The sequence below is a fragment of the Pseudomonas sp. CAM1A genome (genome assembly GCF_047501685.1).
GTDB lineage: Bacteria > Pseudomonadota > Gammaproteobacteria > Pseudomonadales > Pseudomonadaceae > Aquipseudomonas.
Genome location: NZ_JBFNXP010000006.1, coordinates 1 through 16,294, shown reverse-complemented (window position 1 = coordinate 16,294; position 16,294 = coordinate 1). Strand labels below are relative to the sequence as shown.

At 65.4% G+C, this 16,294-nt stretch carries 14 protein-coding genes and 1 tRNA gene; 5 read left to right on the top strand and 10 right to left on the bottom strand.

Going from position 1 to position 16,294, the window contains the following annotated elements:
* Positions 1-10 precede the first annotated feature (10 nt).
* The 9 genes from ABZO33_RS15555 to ABZO33_RS15515 form a co-directional block, all read right to left on the bottom strand.
* Complete coding sequence (locus ABZO33_RS15555) at positions 11-1,405, bottom strand: alginate O-acetyltransferase AlgX-related protein (RefSeq protein WP_414536758.1); 1,395 nt, start codon at positions 1,403-1,405, stop codon at positions 11-13.
* A gap of 26 nt (positions 1,406-1,431) precedes the next feature.
* Positions 1,432-2,061: an alginate O-acetyltransferase AlgF gene (locus tag ABZO33_RS15550; protein WP_414536757.1), complete on the bottom strand. Its 630-nt coding sequence runs from the start codon at positions 2,059-2,061 to the stop codon at positions 1,432-1,434.
* Between the two features lie 18 nt (positions 2,062-2,079).
* Complete coding sequence (locus ABZO33_RS15545; protein ID WP_414536756.1) at positions 2,080-3,174, bottom strand: alginate O-acetyltransferase; 1,095 nt, start codon at positions 3,172-3,174, stop codon at positions 2,080-2,082.
* A 9-nt stretch (positions 3,175-3,183) separates the two neighbouring features.
* On the bottom strand, positions 3,184-4,611 hold the full coding sequence (locus ABZO33_RS15540) for an MBOAT family O-acyltransferase (protein WP_414536755.1): 1,428 nt from the start codon (positions 4,609-4,611) through the stop codon (positions 3,184-3,186).
* 12 nt (positions 4,612-4,623) lie between these two features.
* Positions 4,624-6,069 (bottom strand): alginate export family protein, encoded by a 1,446-nt coding sequence (locus ABZO33_RS15535; protein ID WP_414536754.1) that lies wholly within the window; start codon positions 6,067-6,069, stop codon positions 4,624-4,626.
* Positions 6,066-7,514, bottom strand: coding sequence for a tetratricopeptide repeat protein (locus ABZO33_RS15530; protein ID WP_414536753.1), 1,449 nt, complete (start codon positions 7,512-7,514; stop codon positions 6,066-6,068). Before ABZO33_RS15530 ends, ABZO33_RS15535 begins: the two co-directional genes overlap by 4 nt.
* A 9-nt stretch (positions 7,515-7,523) precedes the next feature.
* On the bottom strand, positions 7,524-8,672 hold the full coding sequence (locus ABZO33_RS15525; RefSeq protein WP_414536752.1) for a PilZ domain-containing protein: 1,149 nt from the start codon (positions 8,670-8,672) through the stop codon (positions 7,524-7,526).
* 16 nt (positions 8,673-8,688) lie between these two features.
* A complete protein-coding gene (locus ABZO33_RS15520) occupies positions 8,689-10,179 on the bottom strand; it encodes a glycosyltransferase (protein WP_414536921.1) in 1,491 nt (496 codons plus the stop codon).
* 96 nt (positions 10,180-10,275) lie between these two features.
* Entirely contained in the window at positions 10,276-11,583 is a 1,308-nt protein-coding gene (locus ABZO33_RS15515; RefSeq protein ID WP_414536751.1) for a nucleotide sugar dehydrogenase, read from the bottom strand.
* A 615-nt stretch (positions 11,584-12,198) separates the two neighbouring features.
* On the opposite strand from ABZO33_RS15515, the gene ABZO33_RS15510 reads away from it, so the two are divergent.
* The 5 genes from ABZO33_RS15510 (at position 12,199) to ABZO33_RS15490 (ending at position 15,857) form a co-directional block, all read left to right on the top strand.
* On the top strand, positions 12,199-12,588 hold the full coding sequence (locus ABZO33_RS15510) for a helix-turn-helix domain-containing protein (RefSeq protein WP_046855102.1): 390 nt from the start codon (positions 12,199-12,201) through the stop codon (positions 12,586-12,588).
* A 63-nt stretch (positions 12,589-12,651) separates the two neighbouring features.
* Complete coding sequence (gene uvrY / locus ABZO33_RS15505) at positions 12,652-13,290, top strand: UvrY/SirA/GacA family response regulator transcription factor (RefSeq protein WP_023631421.1); 639 nt, start codon at positions 12,652-12,654, stop codon at positions 13,288-13,290.
* Positions 13,291-13,299: 9 nt separating this feature from the next.
* Positions 13,300-15,123 carry an excinuclease ABC subunit UvrC gene (gene uvrC / locus ABZO33_RS15500; RefSeq protein ID WP_414536750.1) on the top strand — a complete coding sequence of 608 codons (1,824 nt, stop codon included), beginning with the start codon at positions 13,300-13,302 and terminating at the stop codon, positions 15,121-15,123.
* A gap of 33 nt (positions 15,124-15,156) precedes the next feature.
* Entirely contained in the window at positions 15,157-15,717 is a 561-nt protein-coding gene (gene pgsA / locus ABZO33_RS15495; protein WP_198755769.1) for a CDP-diacylglycerol--glycerol-3-phosphate 3-phosphatidyltransferase, read from the top strand.
* Positions 15,718-15,781: 64 nt separating this feature from the next.
* Positions 15,782-15,857, top strand: a tRNA-Gly gene (locus ABZO33_RS15490).
* A 197-nt stretch (positions 15,858-16,054) separates the two neighbouring features.
* On the opposite strand, the gene ABZO33_RS15485 is transcribed toward ABZO33_RS15490, so the two are convergent.
* A partial coding sequence (locus ABZO33_RS15485; RefSeq protein ID WP_414536749.1) for a PAAR domain-containing protein occupies positions 16,055-16,294 on the bottom strand: 240 nt, incomplete at its 5' end.

Below are 16,294 nucleotides of genomic sequence, written 5' to 3'. Positions count from 1 at the left end.
ATTATCGATTTCACAGGCACAGGCGCGTCTCCACATCGGTGGCGGCGGTGCCGGCCTTGGTCGGTTCGAGGAACACCGAGAGCAGGTTGGCACCGGCGAACTCGGGCGCCCGGCTCAGTTCCAGGTAGTACTGGCCGCCACCAACCGCCGCCTCGCGACGGAACCACACCTTGTCGCGGGCGCCGTTGTCGTAATAGACGATGATGTAGAAGTCCTTGACGTTCCTGTCGCTCAGGCGGATATCGAGAAAGCCCTTGGACACGGCCTGCCGGGCACTGCCGGCATTGCTCAGCAGTTCGATGCGCTCACCGGCCCGCAGTGCCGGACGCTGCAGCTTCGTGCCCAATATCTCCCGGGAAGCCTTGCAGCCGCCGTGTATCGCCGGCACCAACTGGCGATACATCAACGGCGAGTCCAGGCGGTAGTTGGCCGGCAGTTCCCAGACGATCAGCTTGGGCGGCGCCTCGGGCTTGTAGTCGGCGGACAGCAGGTATTCCAGCAGCGAGCCGTCCTCACCCACGCCGGGCAGGGCGTAGTTGAGGACATCCGCCTCCAGGTACTGTTTCAGGTAGCCGTCGAAGTTGAACTGCTTGCTCTCGTCCTCGCGGGCCGCGGCGTTGCTGTCGCCGACCAGGATCACCTCGGGGTCGGGCGCCTCGTCGAACAGGGCGTCGCTGCTGTCGGCCACCGGCACGGTCTGGTAGCCGCGCACGTACTGGAACCCGTAGTTGTTGCCGCAGATGTAGCTCAGGGCCAGGTTCAGCGTACCGTCCTTGGGCACCATCACGCCGGGCTCGGTGCTGTAGCGCTTCCTGGTCAGGCCTTCGTAGAACGGCTGGCGGCGGATCTCCTCGGCCATGAGCCTGGCCGTTGCCTCGGCGCCGGTCGGGGTCCAGTGGTGGTCGCGGCGGAAGAAGTACTCGCCCTGGGGCGGCTGGCGCACCAGCTGCATCATCGGCGCCACCACCGCGCCGCCCTGGCGCAGTTGCCCCAGGTAGCTGTCGAGGTTGCGGCTGGCACGCTCGAAGTCGAACCCGTACAACTGGTCGGCGTAGAGCTTGTCGCGGTGCATCAGGCCGCGGGTCGGCTGGATCGCCATGGCCACCTGGATGCCCTGGCGGTGGAACGCGTCCATCAGCCGGGCGAACTCCGGGCGCATGGGCGCGGGAATGCCGAAGTCGTTGGTCAGGTCGACCATCGAGCGGAACAGCCAGCGCTCCTTGCCGGGAACGATCTGGCGCATCAGCTTCATGCGCCCTTCGGCATAGCGCTGCGGTTCGGCCAGGGCCGGGCAGACCATGCACTGCAGGTTCTCGCAACCGGGCCGGGCGGGCTCGGCGGCCAGGCCGGGCAGGGCCGTCAGCGCCAGGGTGGCCGCCAGGCCAAGGGGGAGGAAGGTGTTCATGGGCCAGTCATCCTTGCGGCGGTGTGTCACTCGGTCGGGTCGATGCTGTTGGCCAGGCTCAGACTGCGATTGCCTGGCAGCAGCACATAGCTGTACGAGCGGCCCTTCTTGAGGAACAGTTCGTCGAAGCTGGCCACTTCCTGGCCGCCGACATAGGCGGCGAAGTCGATCTTGATCTCGTTGACCATGCGTGCGCCGGTCTGGCCGCTGGCCAGGGCCTTGACCACCTCGTGCTTGCCGTCGGCGGTGCGCAGCGTGGCCTGGGCCGGGGTCAGGTTGTAGAAGGCCACCTGGGCCTTCTTCGGCTCATTGACGTACTGGTCGGCGATCACTTGTAGCTGCTTGCCGTCGTACACCACGGTGCTGGCGGCGTTGGCCGCCAGGGTCGGTTCGATGGCCTTGGCGCCGATGCCGATCCTGTGCACGCCGGCCGGCACGAAGCGGTAGCCGCTGAGCTGGCCCGGGGCGACCTTCTGCGGGTTGAGCTTGCCGCTGAGGGCCACCTCGACGTTGCCGTCGGACAGGTTGAGCACGCGCACGAACGCCGAGTTGGCCGGGGCCACGGCGTCGTACAGGTCGGCATTGCCTTCGGCGGCCAGGGCGGCGTGGCTGGCGCTGGCCAGGGCCAGGGCGGTGAGCAGGGGCAAAAGCTTCATCAGGTTCTCCTAGGGACGTCAGAAATGCCCGGGCTGGGCGCTGCGGGTCAGCGCCCCGGGACGGTGGGCCAACAGGGTGCGCAGGGGGAATTCCCAGACCACGGTGTCGATCTGCGGGTTGTGCAACTGGTCGCCGGCGAGGAACTGGTCCATCGCTTCGAACGGCCCGCGGGCCTCCACGGCGATGGACAGCAGGTCGCGGTTGAGCGCCTCCTTGAGGAACCCGACAAAGTTCCAGTCGTCGATCTTGCTGTAGCTGGTACCCACCAGCAGCAGGCTTTGCGTCTGCTCGGCGAACAGCGCGCCACTGTCCTGTTCGGCCTGGAGGGTCTCGTACAGCTCGATCGGGTTGGCACCGAACTGCGGCGCCAGGCGGGCATGGTCGAACTGCAGGTAGTTCATCAGGTCGCCCTTGACCGTCTTGTCGCCGGCCTTGCGCGACACGTACACCTGATCGCCAAGCAACTGCGGGCGCTGGCGTGCCAGCTCGTAGGCCGACAGGCGCGCACCGTCCGGGCTCCAGTGGGTGTCGGACTTGAGGAACAGCCGTGGGCCGGCCAGGTTGCGCAGGTAGGCTTCGCGCAACGGCACCACATCCAGCCGGCGTAGCTGCAGGTCGGCGACGAAGCGGTCGTAAAGGCTGTGCACCCGCGGGTCAAAGGCGCGCTCGGCGTGGCTGGCATAGATATCCAGCTTCATCGGCAGCGGCAGCAGCACCAGGTGCTTGCCGTGCGCGGCCAGCTGCCCTTGGACCTTGACGATCTGCTCCAGCTGGCTTGCCAGGCTGGCGTCCAGATCGTTGGGCACGCGGTATTCCTGGTTGGTGTAGAGCCAGCCGTCCTTGCCCAGCACCACGCCCTTGGTGCCCTCGCCGAACAGCTGGAACTGGGCGTCGGCCCACAGTCGCTGCGAAGGCTCGCGCAGGAACAGGCGCTTGTCGTAGACCTGTTCGAACTTGCGCAACAGCTTGCCGTCGACGAACAGGTTCCAGCTGTCGCTCTGGGCGCGGGCGAAGCTCAGCACTGGCGGCAGCGAGTAGACGAACATCGCCGCCAACGCCAGGGCGAAGATCACACCGTTGGCCTTGCTGGCCGTCTTCATCACGGGGTACACGGCACTCTCCTAGAACTGGAAATACAGGAACGGCGAGAACGAACTGGCCGCCAGGCTGCTCAGCGCCAGCAGGAAGCCCGCCCACAGCAGCAGGCTGTGCAGCACGCCCACGTGACGCATGAAGTAGCCTTCCTTGTTGCCGGCGTAGAAACGCACGTTGTTGATCCCGGCCAGGATCAGCCAGGTGACTGCCACCAGGGCGAAGGCCATGGCCATCTTCGAGGCGCCGAGCACGTACAGCTCCAGCGAACCGAAGCCGTTGAAGCCCAGCAGCGCTCGGTAGATGTCGAGGCTGTGGCGCAGGTCCATGGTGAAGAACAGCGGCATGCTCAGGATGATCAGCAGCGCGGTGCGCAGGTTGCGGCCCAGGCGGTACGGCGTGCTGACCTTGGTGGCCAGGCCGAACTTGCGCTCCAGCACCATGCCGATGCCGAAGAACAGCCCCCAGCAGATGAAGGCGAAGCTCGCCCCGTGCCACAGGCCCGACAGCAGCATGGTCCACACCAGCGCCGGCAGGGCGCCGGCCACGCGCTTGCGCACCAGAGGCATGTACACGTAGTCGCGCAGGAAATGCGCCAGGGTCATGTGCCAGCGCGACCAGAACTCGGTGATGCTCTGCGACACATAGGGCTGGTTGAAGTTTTCCGGGAAGCGGAACCCCATCATCAGCGCAAGCCCCAGGGCCATGTGGCTGTAGCCGGCGAAGTCGAAGTACAGCTGCAGGGTCGAGACCACCAGGCCGAACCAGGCGTCGCTGAACTGCAGGGTGCCTTCGCCGACGAACAGCACGTTGATCGGCGCCAGGCGGTCGGCAATCAGCACCTTCATGATGAAACCGAGCATGAAGCGGCACACCCCCAGCGAGAACAGCTCCAGCGAGTGGCTGCGCTGGCGCAGCTGCGGGGCGAGCTGGCTGTAGCGCAGGATCGGCCCCGCCACCAGGTGCGGGAACAGCGCGACGAAGGCGGCGAAGTCGATGAAGCTGCGGGTGGGCGTGGCATCCTTGCGGTAGATGTCGACGATGTAGCTCAGGGCATGGAACACATAGAACGAGATGCCCAGCGGCAGGAAGATGTTCTCCAGGGTCCAGGTGTTGATGCCCAGCGGCACCAGCAGCAGCGCCAGCACCTCGGCGCCGAAGTTGGCGTACTTGAAGTAGCCGAGCGTGGCCAGGTTGCCGGTTACGCCGAGCCACAGCAGGCGCAGGGCGCGGCGCTTGTCGCCGGCGTCCAGGCGCGCCTTGATGAACAGGCCGAAGCCGTAGTTCCAGGCGGTGATGGCGACGAACAACAACAAGAAGTCCGGGCGCCACCAGGCGTAGAACACGTAGCTGGCGGCAACGATCACCAGCGAGCGCCACTGTGGCCGGGCCAGGTAGTAGATGGCCAGGAACAGCGGCAGGTAGAGGAACAGGAATACATTGGAGGCGAAGATCATGCGGGCCGGTCCTTAGTAGCTGATCACCACGCCGACACTCAGCTGGTAGTCGTCACCGGTCTCCAGCGCGCTGCCTGCGTTGAGGTAGCTGGCGCTGACCAGGGTGTTGACGTCCAGGTGCTTGCCGTCGAGGGCTACCGGGAACATCTTCCAGTAGTAGTTGAGGTCGATCATCTGGCCGACGTTGTCGCCCTTGCCGTGCAAACCGACGTTCAGTTCGCTCTGGCGCCGGGCGCGGGCATCGGCGGCCATGCGGATCGGCAGGGCGCCGGCCTCGTCGCGCAGATTGAGCTGGGTCACCCGCAGGTCCAGGGCGCTGCGCGCGGTGGGGCGGGTTTCCACGGCGAAGCCGTAGTAGCTCAGGTTGCGCAGGTCGAGGGCGACGAACGCACTGGTCAGGCGCGTGCTGTAGGAACCCTGGCGGGTGATGCGATCGGACTGGATCGGGTTGAGCCGGAAGCCGTCGTTGTCGTCGTCCGGCTTGTCGGTCAGGCCGCCGCGCAAGGCCACGCGCGGTGTCCAGGGCAGCGTCTCGAAACGCTTGCCGACCTCGCCCAGCGCCGCCCAGCCGCGGCTGGTGTTGCCGGTGCTGGTGACACCGTTGCCGGCGGTGTTGTCCATCGTGCCGTCCAGCGCCGCCAGCTCCAGGTGGTAGTCGCTGGCCAGGGGCAGGTTGTCGCCCTTGAAGAACAGTCCGTAGCGCCAGCCTTTGAAGTCGTAGCGATCGTCGACGTCGTGGTCGCTGCGGTCGTTCTCCTGCATCAGGCGCACCCCGATCTGGTTGTTCGGGTTCCAGCGATAGGCGTACTGGCCCATCAGGTACAGGGTGCGCGCTTCGCTCGCGGCCAGCGAATTGACGTCGGTGTTGTAGTTGTGGAACTTCTGCCCGAGCGCGACGAAAGCGTCGGAGAAGGTGTCCTGGTAGTCGAAGCGCACCGACTCCAGGCTGTCGTCCCACCAGATGCCGTAGTCGTCGGCGAAACGTTGGCGGCCGAACGACAGCGAGAAACGCGGGTCGTCGCCGATCAGGTTGCGCTTGACGTAAAGCTCGCGCAGTTCGGCGTACCAGCCCTCGGCTTGTTCGCGCGCGTTGTTGTTGGTCGATTCGTTGGCCAGGTTGCTCGACTGGCTGGAGTCGTAGTTCAGCCACAGGCGGCCATAGACCATCCACCTGGCCCAGCGTTTTTCCGGCGAGTACCAAGCGAACGACGGCTCGTAGCGCAGGCTGTAGAAACTCTCGCGGTCGCGGCCGACCTGGGAGTCCTGCGGCCCGTAGCCAGTCTGCAGGGTGAGCTTGTTGAAGAACTCCGAAGTGATCACCGGTTCGCTGCCGTCAACGGCCGTCACGCGGACCGGCGCGGTGCTGTCGGCCTCGGGGCCGGTGACTTCCTCGGCCGCCAGCGCCGTGAGTGGCGCCAGGGCGAGCAGGGCGCCGAGCAGGGGTGGGTGCGCTTTCACAGGGTGGCCTCCTTCAACAGATCGTTGCGCGCGGCCAGGGCACGCTCGATGTCATCCTTGGGCAAGGTCTTGTCCAGCCGCTTGATCAGGCCACGGGCACGGGTCTCGCCCAGGTCGAGGGCGATGCGGGCGTAGGTGTAGGCCTTGACCGGGTCGTGGCAGATGGCCCGGCCGCGCAGGTGCACGGTGGCCATGCGGTACCAGGCCGCGGTCGAGCCCTGCTCGGCCTGACGCTGCCAGATGGCCAGGGCGCGTTCCTGGTCGGGCTGGTCGAGGCCGCCCTTGCTGTACAGGTCGCCCAGCAGCAACTGCGCGTCGGGGTAATGGGCGGCGGTCAGCTCGTCGATCAGCGCCTGGGACTTTTGCGGATCCAGGGTCAGCCAGTTGTTGACCATGTAGAACGCCGCATCCAGCGCCTTGCCCCGGGTCGGGTCCTTGGCCCGCACCTGGGCGATCAGCGCCTGGGTCTGCTCGGCGTTGTGCTCGGTGGGGTTGGAGATCATGAAGTTGGCCTTGGACACCTGCGCCGGCAGGTAGCCACGGGCGACGGCGTTGTCCAGCCAGCGCAGGGCCTCGGCGATGCCGTCGGCGCGCAGCTGGTCGTTGGCCTTGTCGCGGGCCAGTTGCTCGGGCGTCGGCTCGACCTTTGGGCCCATGGCGCTGCTCAGGCGCTGCTCGCGCTCGGCGTCCAGCTCGGCGCGGGTGGTGCCGTGGATGCTGTCCAGCAGCGCGCCGATGCGCTGCACGACCTCCACCGGCAGACTGGCCATCTCCGGCTCCAGGCTGCGGGCGAAGGCGAGGAAGGCCGGGTCCTGGCGCTCGCCGAGGAAGCGGTAGTAGCGCTCGATGCCGCGTGGGTCGATGCGCGCCGCCTGTTGGTACCAGCGCTCGGCCTCGGCGCGGTTACCCTGGCGTTCGGCGACCACGGCGCGGTACAGCTCGGGGCGACAGTTGAGCAGGCAGCTCTGTTCGTACAGCGCCAGCAGTTCGGCGGCGCGCTCGCCGGGGAACAGCTGCGGATAGACCAGAAACACCTCAAGGCTGGTGCTGGTGCTGCGCGGATCACGGTCGTTGGGGTAGCGGCCCAGGGCCTGGCGTACCCACGCCTCCTGACTGCGCTGCAGGCGCGGGGTGCGGTCGAGCAGGCGCGCCAGCGAGGCCAGCGCCGGGATCTGGCCGTGGCCGTCGGCGAAGGCCTGCTGGTACAGGCTCACGATTTCCTGGCGGCTGGCACTGTCGCTGTTGGCCAGCACGTCACCGAGCAGCTGCTTGGAGGCCAGGTCGCCACGCACGGCGAGTGCGCGCAGATCGCTCGTGACGTCGGCGCTTGGGTCCTTGTACAGCGCGTAGCGGATCTGCTCCAGGCTCTGCCCGGCCCAGCCGCTGCCGGCCCAGACCAGGCCGAGGCCTGCCAGCAGCAGGCGCGGGGCGTTCTTGGCGTTCATGACCGGCCCTCAGTTGCTGCCGAACGGCAGACCTAGGTACAGGTCGACCGCCACGGCCTTCTGGTAGGCCGCTGCCGGCAGCGGGCTGTCCGGCTGGATGGTCAGCGCCAGGTTGTGGTTCAGCTCGTCGGAGCGGGCGTCCACCACCTTGCCGCTGAAGTGCTGGTCGAGGCCGAACACCTGCATGTCCACCGAGCGCACGCGGCTGACATCGGCGAGCTTGTCGAACGGCACGTTGGCGCGCACGAACATGGCCTCGCCCTTGGGCAGCAGGTGCATCATCGGCGCGGCCTTGTAACCATAGCCGTCCAGCGGTTGCGACGGGTACCAGACCTGGCAGTCGCACGGGCTGTTGATCACCGTCTCGACGCTGGCGCGGCCCAGTAATGCTTGCAGGTCGCCCGGGACAAGGTCGGCCAGGGCCTTCATGTCCGCAGGGCTGGTGAAGCTGGTGGCCAGCTGGGTGGAGATGTTCGCCAGCGGCTGGCCGGCCTGCACCTCGGTGGCACCGGCCGGCAGCAGGTACTTCACGTAGCCGTTGTCCGGCATGCTGATGACCTGGGCATTGCTCGCCACTGTGGCCTGCACCGCCGGGATGCGGAAGAACAGCAGGTAGCCCTTGTAGCCGACGAAGCCCAGTGCTGCCAGGCCTGCGGCGGTGTACAGCGCGGTGCCGGCCAGCGCCTTGAGGCGCTCGCCCGGGGTGCGTGCGCTGGCCTGCTGCTGCTTGCGTGCCTTGATGTAGTTCTCGCGCTGCATCACATTGAACAGGCCGTTGATATCGGCGACCTCACCCGACAGGTAGGCGCTGATCAGGTAGCGCAGGATGTCGCGCTTCTGCGCGTCGAGGTCGACGAACTGCGCGCCGACCTCCTTGCCGCGCTGGGAGACGATGCGCACCTTGCCGTCGATCGACAGGTCGACCTGGTTCAGGCGCAGCTGGATCGAGGCGTCGTACAGCGCGCCGATGGTCAACGGCGCTTCGTGCAGCAGGCCGATGCCGCCCAGCGAGATGTCGGCCAGGTCCGCCTCGAACGGCTCGCGCCCGGCGCCGGTCAGGCGTACCCGGGCGTGCATGCGGGTGCGCACGTACTGACGCTCGTCAATGGCTTCGTGGACGATACTGGCCGGGGCCGCGGGGGTATTGGAGGTACTCATGTGCAGGCGCCTTTCCTTAACGTTGCGAGAGTTCTAGAAGCACAGTGATGACCCCGAAGAAGATGGCGATCGAGGAGCACAGCATCGCCTTCGAGGACCAGCGGTTGAGGCTGGCGTCGAAGTCGACGCTGCCGGTGGCGAGGGTGGTCTTCTGCCGCGTCCAGCGTTGCTGGTCCATGTGGAACATCGCGTAGACCTTCATCAGCGAGCCAACGATCTGGTTGTAATAGAGAACGAAGGGGTACATCGGGCTGACCGGGTGCCCGGCGAAGACGAACAGCACCGTCACCATGCTGCGCGAGACCAGCACCCAGAACAGGTACACCAGCAGGTACTGGATACCGAACACCAGGCCGGCCACCACCGAGCCGGTCAGGCCCATCAGGCAGGTCCACATCGACACCCGCTGATCGAGCAGCACGTACAGGGTGAACAGCCCCAGGCGCGCGCGGCCGAGCAGGGCGGTGGCACGGAAGTTCTGCCGCAGCGAATTGCCGTACCAGCGGAACATCAGTTGGCGGGTGGCGACCCAGAAGCTGTCGCTGGGCGGGTGCTCGACGGTCAGGGTGTGACTGTCGGGCACGTAGAAGGTGTCCCAGCCGGCGCGCATCAGGCTCAGCCAGCTGGACTTGTCGTCGCCGGTGAGGAACTGGAAGCGGCCCAGGCGCCAGTGCTCGAGAAAATCCGCCTCGACGTCGCGGATGAAGTCCGGGTCGGTCATTACCCCGGCGCGAAAGAACGACAGCCGCCCGGTCAGGGTCAGCACCCGATGCGACAGGGCCATCGAGCACATGTTGATGTGCCGCTGAACGAAACGCATCGAGTGCCACTGGCGCATCCAGCGGCTGCCCTCGACCTCGCAGAACTCGTTGGTGGTCAGGCCGCCGACGTCGGGCAGCACGGCGAACAGCTTGACCGCCCGCTCGACGCAGCCGGGCAGCATCATGGTGTCGCCGTCGACCACGCCGACCACCGCATCGTCCAGCGGCATTTGCCGCGACAGCGCGCGGAAGGCGTGGGCCAGGCCGTCACGCTTGCCGGTACCGCGGGCGCGGACGATCACCAGGCGGATGTCGTCGCGGCCCTGCACCTCGTCGCGCATGATGTCCTTGATGAACTGCTCGTCGCCCTTCTCGACGATCGAGACGATCACCGTGCACGGCACCTTCAGGCGCTGTACCTCCTGGAACACCGACTGGTAGACCTTGAAGGTGGTGTGGGTGGGGATGCGGAAGCTGGTCACCACCATGAACATGTGCGATGGCAATGCCGCGTCGCCCAGGCGCTCGACCTGGCGGCGCAGGCGTGGGAAGCGCCAATGCAGGAAGTACATGCCGCGCAGGTAATGAACGATGGCGTTGCCGTAGCGCCACATGCCCAGGGTGCCGATGATGAAGATAAACTGGTGGTGGCTCGGGTCCAGGTACTGCGGCGCGACCATCTGCGCGGCCAGGGCGATGAGCCCGGCGAGCATTGCCCAGGCGCAGAAACCGGCTGCAGCGCGCATAGGCCCCGGGGCCGCGAAAGGCCGCTGTTGCTGTCGTTCCATGGCGTTGAAGCTCCTTGGGTCGGGGCCCGCCGTGACGGCGGGCGGCGGCGTGCCTTACCAGCAGATGCCGTGGCGTTGGGTGTCGCTGCTGCCGGCCATGAAACCGACCAGGTCGATCACCTGCTTGCCGTTGCCGACGTCCAGGGCCTGGACGAAGCGCTCGTCGTTGTTGCCCAGCACGATCACCTCGGCCTCGTCGATCACCTGCTGCAGGTCGCTGCGCAGCAGGGCGCTGACGTGGGGGATCTGCTGTTCGATGTACTGGCGGTTGGCGCCGAACTGACGGGCGTGGTCGACGTTGGCGTCGAAGATGCGCAGGTCGTAGCCTTTGCCGATCAGTTGCTCGGCCAACGTCACCAGTGGGCTCTCGCGCAGGTCGTCGCTGTTGGCCTTGAATGCCAGCCCGAGCAGGGCGATGCGGCGCTTGCCGGCCCGGGTCACCAGGTCGAAGGCGTTGCGCACCTGGTTGCGGTTGCTGTCCATGATCGAGGCCAGCAACGGGTGCGACACGTCGAGCTGGCTGGCGCGGTAGGTGAGGGCGCGCACGTCCTTGGGCAGGCACGAACCGCCGAAGGCGAAGCCAGGGCGCAGGTAGTAGCGCGACAGGTTGAGCTTGTAGTCCTGGCAGACCACGTCCATCACTTCACGGCCATCGACCCCCGAGGCCTTGGCGATGTTGCCGATCTCGTTGGCGAAGCTGACCTTGGTGGCGTGCCAGACGTTGCAGGTGTACTTGATCAGCTCGGCGACCTCGATCGACTTGCGGATCACCGGCGCGTCCAGGCCTTGGTACAGCGAGGCGAGCAGGTCGCCCGAACGGCTGTCGAGTTCGCCGATCACGGTCATGGCCGGGAAGTCGTAGTCCTGGATCGCCGTGCTCTCGCGCAGGAACTCCGGGTTGACCGCCACGCCGAAGTCGCGCCCGGCCTGCTTGCCCGAGGCCTGCTCGAGCAGTGGAATGACCACGTTCTTCACCGTGCCCGGCAGTACCGTGCTGCGCACCACCACGGTGTGGCGGCTGGCCTTGTCGCGCAGGGCTGCGCCGATCTCCCGGCACACTGCCTCCATGTACACCAGGTCGAGGTCGCCATTGGCCTTGCTCGGCGTGCCGACGCACAGCAGCGACAGTTCGGTGGCGAGGATCGCCGCCTGCACATCGGTGGTGCCGCGCAGGCGGCCCTGGCGCACGCCGTCGAGCAGCAGTTGCTCCAGGCCCGGCTCGACGATGGGCGAGCGACCCTGGTTGATCATGTCGATTTTCGCCTGGGCGACGTCCACCCCCAGCACCTGGTGTCCGCGTGCCGACAGGCAGCCGGCGCAAACCGCTCCCACATAGCCAAGTCCGAAGATACTGATGTTCATAGATCCCTCTCCCCAGGCGCGGCGCAAGGCCGGCCGAGATACTCAGTTCAAGAAGTTATGCAAATGCCAGACGCGCAGGATCAAGCCGCGCTAGATAGGTAGCGGTGCAGGCTGTTTCGTGGTGGTCTTTTTACATCCTAAGGAGTTTTCTGATAGTGCGGCAAGGGTTGTTGATTAGTTTGTTTGGAATTTTCTTAAGGTTTGAATCGTTAGTTAAAAAACCCTTTTAAAACAATAGGATAAAGTTTAATTTAAGTTGGGCGTCAAAAAAATGATCATCTAATGAGTGTCGATATAATGGCGTCAAAACGATGGTTTTCGTGACTTTTGCAGCGTCTTTTTCTGCGCGGTTTCTGCTGGCTGTTTAATGTCAGTCACGTATTTTTCGAGTTGTCCACCATCGTCGGCAAACCCCTTGCGCGGGCGGTGCAAGTCCTGCAGACGGCAGTGCTGAACCCACTGTGATGGCGTGTCTTCTGTCCCCCTGATCCAGCGCGTGGCGCAATGATGGCTTGCAACGATTGGATCCAATTGGCATAGTGCCGGACGATTGTGCAGACATTCACTCGGGTGCGGGATGCACCCGTCTTCCATTCATGCAAAGGAGGCAAGCAGATGAACGGATTTGGTCCGCGACTCAGAGAAGAGCGCGAACGCCTGGGGCTGACCCAGCGCATTTTTGGCGATATCGGCGGTGTCGAGCCCAACGCCCAGGGCAAATACGAGAGCGGCGAACGCACGCCGCGCATGGACTACCTCGCGGCGGTCGCAAGCCGCGGCGTGGATGCGCTGTATGTGCTCAGCGGCGTGCATACCCCTGCGCCCCTGGACAGCCTGACCTCGGATGAGAACCGCCTGCTAGGCGCCTTTCGCCGGCTGCCGTCGGCCGACCAGGCTGCGGTGTGGCACCTGCTCAACCGCCTCGCGGGTGAAGAAGGTGGCCATGAAGGGCTGCGCATGCGCCGGCCTGACCGGCAGGCATATTTCCATGACGCTTTGCGCTAGGTTCGTTGTGAAAAATTTTGTTAAGGTGGCGGGATCCAATCGCCCCACTGACGAGGTGTCTGCTTGATTAGGGTCCTGGTGGTCGACGATCACGATCTGGTGCGTACCGGCATCACACGCATGCTGGCCGACATCGACGGGCTGCAGGTGGTGGGGGAGGCAGACTCTGGCGAGTCCGCCCTCAAACTGGCTCGCGAGCTCAAGCCGGACGTGGTCCTGATGGACGTGAAGATGCCAGGGATCGGTGGCCTGGAGGCTACGCGCAAACTGCTGCGCAGCCACCCGGACACCAAGGTGGTCGCGGTGACTGTGTGCGAGGAAGACCCGTTTCCTACCCGCCTGTTGCAGGCGGGTGCCGCGGGCTACCTGACCAAGGGCGCCGGGCTCGACGAGATGGTCCAGGCCATCCGCCTGGCCTTCGCCGGCCAGCGCTACATCAGCCCGCAGATCGCCCAGCAGCTGGCGCTCAAGTCGTTCCAGCCCCAAGGGTCGCCGTTCGATGCGCTGTCCGAGCGGGAAATCCAGATTGCGCTGATGATCGTCGGCTGCCAGAAGGTGCAGATCATCTCTGACAAGTTGTGTCTGTCGCCCAAGACCGTCAATACTTACCGTTATCGAATCTTCGAAAAACTCTCGGTCACCAGCGACGTCGAACTGACCTTGCTGGCTGTCCGTCACGGTATGGTCGACGCAAGTCTTTAAGCACACCTCATGTCACAACCTTTTGATGCAAGTGCGTTCCTGGCGACCTGCAGCGGTCGCCCGGGTGTTTACCGGATGTTCGACGGCGAGGCCCGCCTGCTGTACGTGGGCAAGGCCAAGAACCTCAAGAAACGCCTGGCCAGCTATTTTCGCAAGACCGGTCTTGCGCCGAAGACGGCTGCCCTGGTGGGGCGTATCGCCCAGGTCGAGACCACCATCACCGCCAACGAAACCGAGGCGCTGCTGCTCGAGCAGACGCTGATCAAGGAATGGCGGCCGCCCTACAACATCCTGCTGCGCGACGATAAGTCCTACCCATACGTGTTCCTGTCCGACGGGGAATTCCCACGCCTGGGTATCCATCGCGGCGCGAAGAAGGCCAAGGGCCGCTATTTCGGCCCGTACCCCAGCGCAGGAGCCATCCGCGAAAGCCTGAGCCTGCTGCAAAAGGCGTTTTCGGTGCGCCAGTGCGAGGACAGCTACTACGCCAACCGCACCCGCCCGTGCCTGCAGTACCAGATCAAGCGCTGCAAGGGGCCGTGCGTGGGGCTGGTGGCGCCCGAGGAATACGCCGAGGACGTGCGTCACTCGGTGATGTTCCTCGAGGGCCGCAGCCAGCAGTTGGGCAACGAGCTCAACGCCGAGATGGAAAAGGCCGCCATGGCCCTGAACTTCGAGAAGGCCGCCGAGCTGCGCGACCAGATCGCCCTGTTGCGCCGCGTCCAGGACCAGCAGTACATGGAAGGCGGCTCCGGCGATGTCGACGTGGTGGCGGCTTTCGTCAACCCGGGCGGCGCCTGCGTGCACCTGATCAGCGTGCGTGGCGGCCGGGTGCTGGGCAGCAAGAACTTCTTCCCCCAGGTGGGCATCGAGGAGGAGGTGGCCGAGGTCATGGCCGCGTTCCTTTCCCAGTACTACCTCGGCAACGCTGAACGCGAGCTGCCGGGCGAGCTGATCGTCAACGTGGTGCATGACGACTTCGCCGCCATCACCGAGGCGCTGCAGACCCTGCGCGGCCGCGAGCTGAGTATCAGCCACCGGGTGCGCGGTACCCGGGCGCGTTGGCAGCAACTGGCGGTGACCAACGCCGAGCAGGCCCTCAACGCCCGCCTGGCCAACCGCCAGCACATGGCCGCCCGTTTCGAGGCGCTGGCCCAGGTACTGGGCCTGGACGAAGTGCCGCAGCGCCTGGAGTGCTACGACATCAGCCACTCCAGCGGTGAGGCCACCGTGGCCAGTTGCGTGGTGTTCGGCCCCGAAGGCCCGCTCAAATCCGACTACCGCCGCTTCAACATCGAAGGCGTGACTGCCGGCGACGACTACGCCGCCATGCACCAGGCGCTGATGCGCCGTTACGGGCGGATCAAGGACGGCGAGGGCAAGCTGCCCGACGTGCTGCTGGTGGACGGCGGCAAGGGCCAGCTGAACATGGCCCGCGAGGTGATGCAGGAGCTCGGCCTGACCGATCTCACCCTGCTCGGCGTGGCCAAGGGCGTGACCCGCAAGGCCGGTTTCGAGACCCTCTACCTTAACGACGTGGCCCATGAGTTCACCCTCAAGGGCGACTCGCCGGCCCTGCACCTGATCCAGCAGATCCGCGACGAAGCCCACCGCTTCGCCATCACCGGCCACCGTGCCCGGCGCGGCAAGGCCCGGCGCACCTCGAGCCTGGAGGACGTCGCCGGGGTCGGGCCGAAGCGTCGCCGCGACCTGCTGAAACATTTCGGCGGCCTGCAGGAGCTCAACCGCGCCAGTGTCGACGAGATCGCCAAAGCCCCCGGCATCAGTAAAAAGCTTGCCGAGTCGATTTATGCCAGCCTGCATAGCGAGTAGAATGCCGGGTTCAACTCGCAGCCAGTCGTACCGATGAATATTCCAAACCTGCTCACCGTTCTACGCGTCCTGCTCATCCCGATCTTCATCCTGCTGTTCTATGTGCCCTATCACTGGAGCTACATGGCTGCCAGCACGGTGTTCGCCATCGCCGCCGCCACCGACTGGCTCGACGGCTACCTGGCGCGTCGGCTGCAGCAGAGCACCCCGTTCGGCGCCTTCCTCGACCCGGTGGCCGACAAACTGATGGTCGCCGTGGCCCTGGTGCTGCTGGTGCAGGTGCACGCCAACTTCTGGCTGACGCTGCCGGCAGCGGTGATCATCGGCCGCGAGATCGTGGTCTCGGCGCTGCGCGAGTGGATGGCCGAACTCGGCGCCCGCGCCCATGTGGCGGTGTCGAACCTGGGCAAGTGGAAGACCGCCGCGCAGATGCTGGCGCTGGTGATCCTGCTGGCCAACCCGCCGCTGCTGACCTTCTGGGTGGTGCTGGGCTACGGCTTGTTGCTGGTGGCGGCGGGGCTGACCCTGTTGTCGATGGTGCACTACCTGGTGGCCGCCTGGCCGCACCTGCGCGAAGGTTCGGAGCAGAAGTAAAAGTTTTTTTGAATCAAGGGGTTGACGCCGTTCTGGAATTCGCTAGAATGGCACCCATCACGACGCGGGAATAGCTCAGTTGGTAGAGCACGACCTTGCCAAGGTCGGGGTCGCGAGTTCGAGTCTCGTTTCCCGCTCCAAATTCGATCCGCAGTGCGTCGCTGGGATCACAAAGAAGAGGCCGAAAGGCCTCTTTTTTTGTGCCCGGGATTTGGTGGTTGCAGGTGTATTCCTGTGTTTGGGCCGGCCACAGTGGGGGGGTGCTTGTGGCCGTGCTCGCTGTCAGCCTCTTTCGTCAGGTGCATGACGGCTCTTGCCCCAAGGTAGCAGTAACCCGTCAGTCGAGAAGCCACCCCGAATCGCCCTCGACAAGCGTGCCGCCATGACTGGTGCGATCGCCCTGGCGTGCAACGCACTTGCCATCGATTAGAAAGTGCGTAGCCCCTGTCTCGATCAGCGCCCCACAGCTGATACGGTCCCCGACTCGGGCAACGGGTTTGCCATTGAACTGATAGGTTTCACTGCCGGTTTCCACCACACCCGCGCCATGCAGCGGGCACTCGTGCAGGTGGCCTAC

What these genes read in the sequence shown, in the direction of transcription:
- ABZO33_RS15555 (WP_414536758.1), bottom strand. Translation starts at nt 1,405, where the DNA reads ATGAACACCTTCCTCCCCCTTGGCCTGGCGGCCACCCTGGCGCTGACG.
- ABZO33_RS15550 (WP_414536757.1), bottom strand. Translation starts at nt 2,061, where the DNA reads ATGAAGCTTTTGCCCCTGCTCACCGCCCTGGCCCTGGCCAGCGCCAGC.
- ABZO33_RS15540 (WP_414536755.1), bottom strand. Translation starts at nt 4,611, where the DNA reads ATGATCTTCGCCTCCAATGTATTCCTGTTCCTCTACCTGCCGCTGTTC.
- ABZO33_RS15530 (WP_414536753.1), bottom strand. Translation starts at nt 7,514, where the DNA reads ATGAACGCCAAGAACGCCCCGCGCCTGCTGCTGGCAGGCCTCGGCCTG.
- ABZO33_RS15525 (WP_414536752.1), bottom strand. Translation starts at nt 8,672, where the DNA reads ATGAGTACCTCCAATACCCCCGCGGCCCCGGCCAGTATCGTCCACGAA.
- ABZO33_RS15520 (WP_414536921.1), bottom strand. Translation starts at nt 10,179, where the DNA reads ATGCGCGCTGCAGCCGGTTTCTGCGCCTGGGCAATGCTCGCCGGGCTC.
- ABZO33_RS15515 (WP_414536751.1), bottom strand. Translation starts at nt 11,583, where the DNA reads ATGAACATCAGTATCTTCGGACTTGGCTATGTGGGAGCGGTTTGCGCC.
- ABZO33_RS15510 (WP_046855102.1), top strand. Translation starts at nt 12,199, where the DNA reads ATGAACGGATTTGGTCCGCGACTCAGAGAAGAGCGCGAACGCCTGGGG.
- uvrC (WP_414536750.1), top strand. Translation starts at nt 13,300, where the DNA reads ATGTCACAACCTTTTGATGCAAGTGCGTTCCTGGCGACCTGCAGCGGT.
- pgsA (WP_198755769.1), top strand. Translation starts at nt 15,157, where the DNA reads ATGAATATTCCAAACCTGCTCACCGTTCTACGCGTCCTGCTCATCCCG.